We start from the raw sequence: 11,485 nt of genomic DNA on the forward strand, positions 1-11,485 counted from the left end.
AAAAATTTTTGTGCCTCCGGCAGGCTTACGCCAACGCCCCTACAGGTGATTACACCCCACAAAACCGCTCCACACACCGCACAAACAATTCAACCCCCAAACAAAGCACCGTTTCATCAAAATCAAACCGGGGATGATGGTGGGGAAAATCTAAACCGAGGCTAGGGTTAGCGGCTCCGAGGAAGAAATAACAACCGGGGACAGCTTCTAAAAAGAAGGACATATCTTCGCCTCCCATGGTTTGGCAATCGGGGACAATGCCCAAAGGCGTTTCCACCACTTCCAAAGCCACCGATCGCACCAATTCCGCCATCCCTGGATCATTCACCACGGGGGGATATAACTGCCAATAATTCAGGTCGTAAGTTGCCCCTTGGCTCGCACAAATTCCGGCAATGATCCGTTCAATATGCTCACCAATTTTCCCCGCTAAATCCGGGTTAAAATAGCGCACTGTCCCCGACATTCGCGCCGTATCAGCAATCACATTTAAAGCTGTTCCCGCATGGAATTCCCCCACGGTGACAACGGCAGCATCTAAGGGGCGAATATTCCGAGAAACAATGGTTTGTAAAGCGTTAACAATCTGCGCCCCCACCACCACGGAATCCACGGTCTGATCCGGCATCGCCCCATGGCCCCCTTTGCCAAAAATTGTACAGCGGAAACATTCCACCGCCGCCATCAAGGGCCCACTCCGCACCCCTACGGTTCCCAAGGGCAGGTTATTCCACAGATGCAGCCCGATGATCGCATCCATGGGAGGATCTGCCAAAATTCCCGCCTCGATCATCGGTTTGGCTCCGCCGGGACTTTCTTCCGCCGGTTGAAAAATCAGCCGCACCGTACCCCGGAAGGCCTCCCGATGGCGGTTGAGATAATGGGCTACCCCAAGGGCGATCGCCACATGGCCATCATGGCCGCAGGCGTGCATCACCCCATCCCGCTGGGAACAGTAGGGAACCGCATTCAATTCCTGAATGGGCAGCGCATCCATATCCGCCCGAATCCCCAACACTGGCCCTGGTGCATGGCCTTCAATGGTGGCGACAATGCCCGTGTGGGCGATGCCGGTTTGATGGGGAATCCCCCAAGCTGTTAATTGGGCCGCAATGAAGGCAGCGGTTTGTTCTTCCTTAAACCCTAATTCTGGCTGTTGATGGATCTGCCGTCGCCACTGCACTAATTCCTGTTGGAGGGTGCGGATCTCCAGGCGAACAGCGGTGAGGTCGAGGGAGGGAGCAGTGGGGATAGCGGCAATCATAGGAGCAGTCAGAAATTCATCCCTCCACTTTAGCCTAAGGCTTGGCCGTTGTTGCATTGGCCCGGATCGCCTTGAGGTTTTGTAACCGCATCAATTCCGTAGCGGTTAAATGGGGGCGACCCCCTAGGGCGGCACTGGTTTCAATGGCTGCCCCTAAATATTCCGCCGCTTCTGCTAAACGGTAGCCCCGCCGTTGGGCCACGGCGATCGCCTCTTGATCCGCATCCAGTTCCCGCTGGGGACTGCGAAAATCCCGCCACAGTTGCCGGGCCGCCACCGCCGTTAACCCCCCCGCCACCAGAACCCCCACCGGATCCTGTTGGAGCAATTCAAACCCTGTGCCGGCCACACCTACCAAGGTTAAGGCTTGGAACCAATCCGCCTTAAACCACTGCACTTGCAGCAACCAAGCCACCATCCGCAAAAAGAGTAAATCCCGTTGGGGGCGGGATAATTTGGGCCAGAGGCTAAAATTAATCGCCACTGGCCGCAGGCCCCACCGCCAGGGGTAGGGAAAAGCAGCGGTGATCACCTCTAACTGTTGGGGTTGGGGAGTAATTTCCACCAACATCCGCCCCGACGCAGGCATTAATTCCCGCAACCGGGCAATTTCTGCTTCAACCTGGGGGTCAACCCCCCGATAGCCTGAGCGGGGTTTAGCCACGGTTTAACCTTCCGCCGCCATGGCCTGGAGGGTGGGGGCCAAGGTTTGGGCCACCGATGGCAGTTGATCCGCACCGGCTTCCGTGGCTGCCACCATTAAAATCAGCACCCGCCCCGGAATTTGCCGGGTAATGATCATCCCTTGCATGGGTTCAGTTTTGCTTCCGGTGGTGAGGGTTCCCTGCCAAGGGGTTTGGGCGGCATCGGTTCCCAAGGGTTCCACCGCTCCCACTTCAAAGTTTTCCCCATTGCGGAACGTATCGATCGCCACCTGACCTAAGGCTCCGACATTGAGGGGGGCATCGGTAGCGCGGGGCCGCACAGCGACGGTATAGGCCACCGCTCCGGCGGGAATGGTGCGATTATCGGGGAGTTGAACCAGAGGCGATTCAAATAAGGGAACACCGGCCACGGTATTGGGGCTATAGCCCTGAAGAATCCCCACTTGAAAGCGTTGTCCCGGATCAGTATAGGGAACACTGTTGAGCGGTAAGGTTGCAACCGTGGGGGCGGGAGGTTCCGGGGGGACGGCTGCCGGATTAGGGACGGGGGCCGGAGCCTCAGGGCTGGCGGCGGGGTTGGGAACGGGGGTCGCCGCTGGGGTTTGGGCGTAGGCGGGGGAGTGATCTTGCCAGAGGCTGGGGTGCCATTGCCAACTCACCAGCAGGGCGGCGGTTAACCCAATTAAGCCAATAAACCATTGGGTGCGTTTGCTCATCATTGCTGCTCCAAATTAACCATTGATAATGCTGGTGGGGTTGCCGATCAAGCCGAAGAATAGCCCGGCGACGGCTCCGGTCATCAAGGTGGCCAGGGTTGCCCCCCAGAGGGCTTTAAAACCGAGGTCGGAAATTTCCGATCGCCGCTCTGGGACGAGGGAGGATAGCCCCCCGACGAAAATACCGTAGGAAGCGAGGTGAGCAAAGCCACAGAGGACATAGCTCACAATTAAGAGGGCGCGATCGCTAATCAGCCCCCCTTGGGAAAGGCTATTGAGGGCCAAATAGGGGGGAATACTGGTTTCAAACACCCGCTGACCAATGAGCAGGGAAGATGTCCAGAGGTTTTGCCAATCGAGGGCAACGCCGGTTAAAAATGTGAGGGGTAAAAAGAGCATCCCCATCAGGTTGCGCAGCGGTTGAGCGAAAAATTGCCCCAAAAGGGAATCATCCCCCGTCGCTCCTAACCAGATCGATAATTGGTTAAAGGGCGCATTGATCAGGGCAATCACGCCCAAAATGGCGATCAACACCGCCGCAATCCCCACCGCCATCTTCACCCCATCTAACGCGCCAACAATCAGGCTATCCATATAGGTGGGCTTTTTGGCATTCTCATCCACTTCTTCAACGGGAACCCCCCCCATGGTTTCCGGCTCGCCGGTTTCAGGAACCAAGAGTTTAGAAATGACAAAACAGGCGGGGATGGTGAGGATCGAGGCTGATACTAAATGGCCGGCAATGCCGGGAAAACTGCCCCGCAAAAATCCCGCATATAACCCCAAGACCGAAGAGGCAATGGAGCCGAAACAACTGGTGAGGATGGCACAGAGTTCACTGCGGGTCATTTTCGGCAGGAAGGGTTTAACGGCGATCGCCGATTCAATCCCCACAAAAATATTCGCCGCCCCCGCGACAGATTCCGCACCACTAATTTTCATCGTGCGCTGAAAGATAACCGCAAACACCCGCACGATGGGCTGAATCACATTCATGCGATAGAGCAACCCCACCAACGCCGCAAAGAAAATAATTTGGGGCAGAGCGCGGAAGGCGAGAACGTAGGTAAAACCAGGGTTGAGGTTATCAGGGCCGAGGCGATCGCCCGGAACAGCCACATAACCATTGCCCACAGCGCGGGCAATCCATCGTGCCGCTGGCCCCGGCCCCGCCATCATGTTGGGGTCAGTGGCCAGGAGGGAATTGGGCCCCCCAAACAGGAATTTAGCCCCCGCCTCGGAAGCATCCAAAATCGGATCAATAACACTATTGATCCCGGCAATAAACGTACTGCCACCGCCAAAAACTACAACCCCCACAAGAAGCTGTAGCCCAATGCCAAAAATAATCACGTTCCACTGGACAACGCGGCGATTTTCCGAGCCAAGCCACGCAATTACACACAAAACACCAATGCCCAAGGCAGAGATAAGATTTAGCAAAAGATCCACAATCGTTTATCCATGGGGAAGATGAACTTCAGTTGCCGGGGCATTGGCTCAGGATAAATCTGCTCTGCCCCGCCAAGGGCATAATAGTATGATTTCTGTCGGATCGCTCAGGGTTACTGGAATTTACGGAAAGCCAACGTGACATTGTGGCCCCCAAAGCCAAAGGAATTGGAAAGGGCAACATTAACGGTATGGGCGCGGCTCTCTCCCGGCACATAGTCTAGGTCACATTCTGGGTCGGGGTTGGTGAGGTTGATCGTGGGGGGAACGCGGTCATGGGCGATCGCCATTGCCGTGGCCACCGCTTCAATGCCTCCAGAGCCACCGAGTAAATGCCCCGTCATCGATTTGGTGGAGCTAACGACAATTTCCGCAGCCCGTTGCCCCAAAGCCTTCTTAATCGCCCGGGTTTCCGTCACATCATTGGCCGGGGTACTCGTGCCATGGGCATTAATATAGTCCACCTGCTCCGGCGTTAAATCCCCATCTTGCATCGCCAACTCCATGGCCCGGGTTGCCCCCTGGCCATCGGGAACCGGCGACGTAATATGGTACGCATCGCAGGTCATGCCATAGCCGACAATTTCTGCGTAAATCTTCGCACCCCGTGCTTGGGCGTGTTCGAGTTCTTCTAAGATTAAAATGCCAGCCCCTTCCCCCATCACAAAACCATCGCGGTCTTTATCAAAGGGACGACAAGCGTTTTGAGGTGTTTTATTGCGGGTAGAAAGGGCTTTTGCGGAAGCAAAACCCGCGAAGGATAAAGGCGTAATCGCTGCCTCCGTACCCCCGCAGATCATCGCCTTCGCATAGCCCCCTTGGATAATCCGAAAGGCATCCCCCACCGCATGGGAGCCAGCGGCGCAGGCGGTCACGACACAGGAGTTGGGCCCCTTCGCGCCGGTTTGGATGGCCGTCAGGCCAGCGGCCATATTGGCAATCATCATCGGAATCATGAAGGGGCTACAGCGGGAGGGGCCTTTATTGAGATAGATCTCCTGTTGCTCCTCCATCACCTTCAATCCGCCAATCCCCGTGCCAATCAAAACCCCAATCTGGTCAGCATTGAGTTCATCAATGACCAACTCCGCATCAGCGAGGGCTTGTTTACTGGCACAAACTCCAAATTGAGCGAAGCGATCCATCCGTTTGGCTTCTTTGCGTTCAAGGTAGTGATGGGGATCAAAGCCTTTGACTTCCCCCGCAATCCGGCAAGCATGGTTTGAGGGATCAAAATGGGTAATCTCGCCAATGCCGTTCCGTCCGCTCATCAACCCATCCCAATAGTCGGATAGGGTGTTGCCGATGGGCGTAATTGCGCCGAGACCCGTAATGACGACCCGTTTGCGTGGAAAGTTTGTCATAATCCTTGAATGCTAAAAGAGGAGAAGACCTGAATAGATCACCCGCATGGCGGCCAGATCACCCATTGATGATTTTGGGTGTAGCATGAACAAAAAGGGAGGCTTGATGGGTGAATTTAGCCCTGCTGAGACTCGTAGATGTGATCGACGGCTTTTTGAACCGTGTCGATCCCTTCGGCAACAGAGTCGGGAATTTCCACATCGAACTCTTCTTCGAGGGCCATGACCAATTCCACCGTATCCAAGGAATCTGCCCCTAAATCGCTGGCGAAGGTTGCTTCCGGCGTGACTTTGTCGGCCTCAACTTCCAGTTGTTCGGTGACGATCGCTTTCACCTTTTCAAAAATATCGTCTTTGCTCATGCTTGGATTAACCTCAAAATGCTTTGCTATGGGCAGAATAAAACCACGTTGATTCGCAGCGTTCTCCATCATACCCGGAAAGTGGGCATTCTTTTTCCGTGGTAATGGCGGTCTACTGCGATCGCCTTGAATCTGTAATTCTTAAAGAATTTCAACAGTTTACCACCTCAGGGCAGGCCGTGGGAGAGGATGAAAAGGAGAGTACTGCCTTTAGGATGTAGGTTGCTCTCGCCCGTCCCGATTCCGGATTCATCGCCTATGTCTGTCCCTGCTCTGCGCTATGCCTATTTCCCCGGTTGTGTGGCCCAGGGGGCCTGCCGGGAACTCTACGATTCCACGGCGGCGGTGACGGCGCACTTGGGGATTGAACTGTTGGAGTTGAAAAAAGCGGCCTGTTGTGGCTCCGGCACGTTCAAAGAAGATTCCCAACTGTTGGAGGATACCGTCAACGCCCGCAATATTGCCCTGGCGGAAAGTTTGAACCTGCCGATGTTGACCCACTGTAGTACCTGCCAAGGGGTGTTGGGCCATGTGGATGAACGGCTCAAGCACGCCCAAGTTCATCAACCGGACTATTTCAATCAGGTGAATGGTTTTCTCACCCAGGAGGGCTGTACGCCTTACCGAGGAACAACTGTGGTGCAGCATTTGCTCTGGGTGTTGGTGGGGGATTATGGGTTAAAAGCGTTGGGGGAACGGGTGGTGAAAGCTCTGACGGGTTTGCGCTGTGCCTCTTTCTATGGCTGCTATCTCCTGCGACCCCAAAGCACGCTCCCCTACGATGACCCCCTCCGGCCCCAATCTTTGGAGGATCTGTTTACCACCTTGGGGGCAACGGTGGTGGAATATCCAGGGCGAACCCAATGCTGTGGTTGGCCGATTTCCAGCTATGCGACGGAAACCTCCTTTAAGATGGCGGGGAAACATTTACGGGAGGCGATCGCCGCCGGGGCCGATTGCCTCGTTACCCCCTGCCCCCTCTGCCACCTCAATCTTGAATCTCGCCAGCCGGAAATTGCCCGAGTCATCGGTGAACCCCTGAATTTGCCCGTGCTACACCTACCCCAATTGGTGGGGTTAGCCCTAGGGTTAGACCCGCAGGTGTTGGGGTTGGATCGCCATGTGGTTTCAACCCAGCCAGTGTTAGGGAAATTAGGGCTGATCTAACCCGGCGTGGCTAAACTAGATCTAGCCATCATTAACCGGGAGTTGTGAGCAAGATGATCAGCAAATTGTGGGGCGGGGCCATTGCGATCCTCGGACTTTGGGCCGCCGCTCCGGCCCTAGCGGCCAACCCCGCCCATGTGCGCCAACTCCTGGAAACCAAAGAATGCCGCAACTGTGACCTCAGCGAAGCCAATTTAAGCGGCGTAGATTTGCAGCGGGCCAAACTCACGGGGGCGAATCTGATCGAAGCCAATCTCAGCGGCGCAGATCTGCAATATGCCGACCTCAGCGGCGCAAATTTGACCCTGGCTAATCTGGAAAGGGCGGATCTGCGCTACGCCGTCCTCGAACAAACCACCCTCTACCGCGCCCAAGCCAGCCGCGCCAATCTCCTCAGTGCCAACCTGCGCCGCGCCACCTTGACCCAGGCCAATTTCAGCGGCGCGGATTTGCGGCAAACGGTCTTAACTACCGCTGATCTGAGTGGGGCTAACTTTCAAGATGCTGACTTTAGCCGCGCTACGTTGATTGAAACGAATTTACGCCAAAGTAATCTCAGTAACGCCAACTTTACCAACAGTCGCTTAAATCAAGCCAATTTCAGTATGACGAACTTGAGTAACAGTAATTTGGCGAACGTCAATCTCAGTTATGCAGACTTGGCGCGGTCGGTGTTGCTGAATACGAACCTGAAGCGGGCCAATTTAGGGGGGGCGATTTTTCGGGATGCCCAAATGACGGGGGCGGTGTTGGAGCAGGCCAATTTGCGCTATGCGGTGCTCCGCAATGCCAATCTCCGGGAGGCGAATTTACGCAATGCTGATCTCAGTTATGGGGATTTGCGGGATGCGAATTTGTTTGAGGCGGATTTGCGCAATGCCAATTTAACGGCGGTGGAGTTGGGGACGTTGATTCTCTGTCGGGCGATTTTACCCGATGGCTCCCGTTCGGATCAGGGTTGTCGTCGCCGTGGGGAATTGGATGCGCCTTAAGCAATGCCTGAGCGATCGCTCAAATAAGGCGGCCTATAATGGGTGAATTATTGTACTGTTCTATCGCTCCAGACCGATGAGTTTAGAAGCCGGACTTGCCGCCCTTGAACATCAACAATATGGGCGGGCGATCGCCACTCTCCGCCAATTTTGCCATCGTCACCCGAACCCCCAGGGTAAGGAGTATTACAAGGCACAGATTGCCTTGATGCAGGCCTACCAAGCGACGGGTCAGCGGGGGCTGGCCCTGGAGGCCTGCCATTGCCTCATCGCTAGCCCCTACCCCCGACTCAGCCATTGGGCGCAACAGCAACGGCTGCTCCTCCAACCGCGTCCCCGCCATCGATGGGCAAAACTGTTGATCGCTACGGTCTTGACGGGGTTACTCCTAGCCTTAGTCGCCTTAGGTTGGCATCACATCGCCCCCAGCCCCACAGTTTTACAAAACCCCTCGCCCCCCAGCGATGCCGTCACCGCTGCCCCTGAGCCAGCGGAACCTTTTGGCCTTTATCTCTCTCCCGCTGTTCAAGATCAACTGATTGACGAACATTTAGGCGATCGCTCCCCCAACCCTCCCCAACTCACAGAACGGGATACGTTCTATCAAATCCAGGGCCAGACGGCGGCGCAATTGCTCGATGAAATTCAATACCGTAGCCCCCGGTTTGATCATTACAGTGGCCAGACGGCGATCGCCACCGCCTCCCTCAAACCCCATTGGCGTATGGAAGTGGTGCAAATGCAGCAGCAATTTTGTCGAGTGGCCACAGTGGAAACCCATGCGGATGTGGAATATACCTATCCCCAATGGGTGGATTATGACCAAGCCAATCCCCAGTTACAACAACGGTGGAATCAATTTTTTAACGCCGTCGTGCGCCATGAGCATGAGCACCGGAATATTTTAATGCGGGCCTTGGCCAAGGTTGAACCGGCGGTGTTAGCGTTGCCCGCTCAAACTGATTGCGATGGGGTCGTGGAAACGGCCAATAGCACCATTCACAGCATTATTGATGCCTCGAACGAGGAACAGCGCCGCTTTGATGAAACCGATGATCACCCGGACTATTACGCTCTCCGCACAATGATGATTGAGGAACTCCAAGGCCAATCGCTGTATTAACCCGTTCAATCCCTCGGTGTAGGGCCGCGCTTCGGGATAAAATTGGGGCGCAATCATAGGTGATCAGTCATGCGGATTTTAGTGATGGGGGGAACCCGGTTTATTGGGGTGGCGTTGACGCAGCAGTTGGTGGCGCAGGGCCATGAGGTGGTGTTGTTTAACCGGGGGAATCGACCCGCACCCGTGGCAGGGGTGGAGCAGATTAAGGGCGATCGCACCAATCCTGATCAACTCACTGCCCAACTCCAGGGTCAAGCATTTGATGCCATTTTCGACAACAATGGCCGGGAACAGGGGGACACGCAACCTCTGGCGGATCTGTTTCAGGGGCGCGTTGAGCATTTCGTCTATGTCAGTTCCGCCGGGGTGTATCAAAAGGGTGATCAATGGCCCCATTTTGAAGGGGATGCGGTGGATCCCAAGAGTCGTCATAAGGGGAAATATGAAACGGAGGCCTATCTGGCGGCGGCGGGCCTGCCTTGGACTGCGGTGCGGCCGGTGTATATCTACGGCCCCCAAAACTATAACGATATTGAAGCCTGGTTTTTTGATCGGATTGTGCGCGATCGCCCCATTCCCATTCCCGGCGATGGCCAGACGATTACCCAGTTGGGCCATGTGGAGGATTTAGCGGCGGCGATGGTGGCGATTTTGGGCAATGAGCGGGCCAAGGGGCAAATTTATAACATTGCGGGCGATCGCTTTGTCACGTTTAACGGCTTGGCGCGGGCCTGTGCCGCTGCGGCAGGGAAAGATCCTGAAAGTGTGGAATTGGTGCATTTTGACCCCAAAGCCTTCGATTTTGGCAAACGCAAGGCTTTCCCGTTGCGGGCGCAACATTTCTTTGCCGATATCCACAAGGCTCAGGCGGATCTCGATTGGTCGCCGCGTTTCGATCTGATTACGGGCCTTAAAGATTCCTTCACCCAAGGTTATTTAGCCAGTGGTCGGGATCAACAGGAGACGGATTTCTCCCTAGATGACCAAATTTTGGCGGCTCGTTAAGGGGTTGGGAAGAGGTGGGCATTGCCCACCCTACAGTTCTAAAGTTCTAAAGTTCTGCAATTTTGGCGTGGGGGGCGAAAGATTTTTGTGCCTCCGGCAGGCTTAAGCCAACGCCCCTACAGGGTTTTTCGGTTGTGGCTAACCCTGGGCTAATAATTGTGCTGCTGCGGCTAAGAGGGCGGCGCGGTCTTTTTCGAGGTTTTCTTGATGGTCGAGATAAGTCCCCAAGGCTTCGAGGGGATCGAGGGCATTGTTGGCATTGAGGGCGGGAACCCTTGGCCGTACCAACTGGCTCACCAGTTCCGGGCGGATCGTGTAGTGGTGGGCGGCCCCTAGGGCGGCATGGATGGGCCCTGCTTCCACCAGATCCAACTGATCCGGGCGAATTTGGTAAAGGAGGCGGACGACGGCATCGGTAATTTCCGTTTGGGCGATCGCCTTTAAAATCACCGATTGGGGATCTTCTTCCTTCGCCACATCAACGCGAATCGTCCGAAACGGCCGGGGGTCAACGGGGCAAAACTGCCATTGGGCGGAACCCTTGATAACTTCCACCAAGACAAACCCCTTATCTTCCTTCTCCTCACTAAAATCCACCCGCTCAATACTGCCGGGATAGACCACTGGGGGCTGATTATTGGGGTTAAGGTTTTGGTGTTTATGGACATGGCCCAGGGCCACATAATCCAGTTCCGGGCGAATAAACAAACTCACCGGCAGCGTAAAGCCTTTACCCACCGCCAGAAACCGCTCCGCTCCCAAATTGGCGCGATCGGCCATTACATGGGCCAGTAAGACCGTCGGCAGTTCCGGATCAAGATTGCGAATTTCATCCTCCAACACCACCGCCAATTTATCAATCAGCAGCTTTTGAATTTCCCCCATGGATTTGCCTTCGGTTTCCGGGCGGGTGAGGAGTGTCGCATTATTTAACCAAGGGAGCGTAATCACTTGAATACGGCCGTTGGGGGTATCAATGGGATAGGTGGCAATGTTCTCCCCGACAATAAACCCCGGCACCGCCAGCGTGTGATAAATCCCCAAACTATTCCCCCCGGAACCTTGGGAATGTTGGTCATGGTTGCCCACAAGCATAATTGTGGGAATCCGGGCATCGGCAAGGCGGCGAAACTGCGTGGCAAAGGCCCGCTGTACATAGGGGGGCGGCGTAGCATCAGGGAACGCATCCCCCCCAAACAGCACCAAATCCACTGGCTCATCCAGAGCGCGGTCAATGGCGAGGCTGAGGCTTTCCACAAAATCCTCTAAGCGCGTATTCATCCCCGTTTCAGGATTAGTACGGCCATGGTTAAAGCCGCTGCCGATGTGGATATCTGAGAGGTGGAGGAGTTTAATGGGAGGCATTTGAAGGATG

The 11,485-nt window shown here is 55.2% G+C and carries 11 protein-coding genes; 4 read left to right on the forward strand and 7 right to left on the reverse strand.

From position 1 onward, the window contains the following. Positions 1-49: 49 nt before the first annotated feature. From VB712_RS11145 to acpP, 6 genes are all read right to left on the reverse strand, one after another. The gene (locus VB712_RS11145; RefSeq protein WP_323254641.1) at positions 50-1,264 is read right to left on the reverse strand and encodes a M20 family metallopeptidase; all 1,215 of its coding nucleotides are present in this window, start codon (positions 1,262-1,264) and stop codon (positions 50-52) included. 34 nt (positions 1,265-1,298) lie between these two features. Next, positions 1,299-1,928: a DUF3318 domain-containing protein gene (locus VB712_RS11150; RefSeq protein WP_323254643.1), complete on the reverse strand. Its 630-nt coding sequence runs from the start codon at positions 1,926-1,928 to the stop codon at positions 1,299-1,301. Between the two features lie 3 nt (positions 1,929-1,931). Next, complete coding sequence (locus VB712_RS11155; RefSeq protein WP_323254644.1) at positions 1,932-2,645, reverse strand: hypothetical protein; 714 nt, start codon at positions 2,643-2,645, stop codon at positions 1,932-1,934. A 15-nt stretch (positions 2,646-2,660) separates the two neighbouring features. After that, on the reverse strand, positions 2,661-4,097 hold the full coding sequence (locus tag VB712_RS11160; RefSeq protein ID WP_323254646.1) for a NupC/NupG family nucleoside CNT transporter: 1,437 nt from the start codon (positions 4,095-4,097) through the stop codon (positions 2,661-2,663). A 113-nt stretch (positions 4,098-4,210) separates the two neighbouring features. After that, positions 4,211-5,461, reverse strand: a complete 1,251-nt coding sequence (fabF, locus tag VB712_RS11165) for a beta-ketoacyl-ACP synthase II (RefSeq protein WP_323254648.1) — start codon at positions 5,459-5,461, stop codon at positions 4,211-4,213. A 116-nt stretch (positions 5,462-5,577) separates the two neighbouring features. After that, entirely contained in the window at positions 5,578-5,823 is a 246-nt protein-coding gene (acpP, locus tag VB712_RS11170; RefSeq protein WP_323254650.1) for an acyl carrier protein, read from the reverse strand. 258 nt (positions 5,824-6,081) lie between these two features. Between acpP and VB712_RS11175 the strand changes: the two genes are divergently transcribed. From VB712_RS11175 to VB712_RS11190, 4 genes are all read left to right on the forward strand, one after another. Beyond that, the gene (locus tag VB712_RS11175) at positions 6,082-6,990 is read left to right on the forward strand and encodes a CoB--CoM heterodisulfide reductase iron-sulfur subunit B family protein (RefSeq protein WP_323254652.1); all 909 of its coding nucleotides are present in this window, start codon (positions 6,082-6,084) and stop codon (positions 6,988-6,990) included. A 53-nt stretch (positions 6,991-7,043) separates the two neighbouring features. Beyond that, positions 7,044-7,982 carry a pentapeptide repeat-containing protein gene (locus VB712_RS11180; protein WP_323254654.1) on the forward strand — a complete coding sequence of 313 codons (939 nt, stop codon included), beginning with the start codon at positions 7,044-7,046 and terminating at the stop codon, positions 7,980-7,982. 76 nt (positions 7,983-8,058) lie between these two features. Further along, a complete protein-coding gene (locus VB712_RS11185; protein ID WP_323254656.1) occupies positions 8,059-9,105 on the forward strand; it encodes a DUF922 domain-containing protein in 1,047 nt (348 codons plus the stop codon). Between the two features lie 69 nt (positions 9,106-9,174). Further along, positions 9,175-10,110, forward strand: a complete 936-nt coding sequence (locus tag VB712_RS11190; protein ID WP_323254658.1) for an NAD-dependent epimerase/dehydratase family protein — start codon at positions 9,175-9,177, stop codon at positions 10,108-10,110. A gap of 138 nt (positions 10,111-10,248) precedes the next feature. Here VB712_RS11190 and sbcD read toward each other — a convergent pair whose 3' ends face one another. After that, on the reverse strand, positions 10,249-11,475 hold the full coding sequence (gene sbcD / locus VB712_RS11195) for an exonuclease subunit SbcD (RefSeq protein WP_323254660.1): 1,227 nt from the start codon (positions 11,473-11,475) through the stop codon (positions 10,249-10,251). Between the last annotated feature and the right edge of the window lie 10 nt (positions 11,476-11,485).

Source organism: Spirulina sp. CCNP1310, from assembly GCF_034932185.1.
In the GTDB taxonomy this organism is placed as follows: domain Bacteria; phylum Cyanobacteriota; class Cyanobacteriia; order Cyanobacteriales; family Spirulinaceae; genus Spirulina.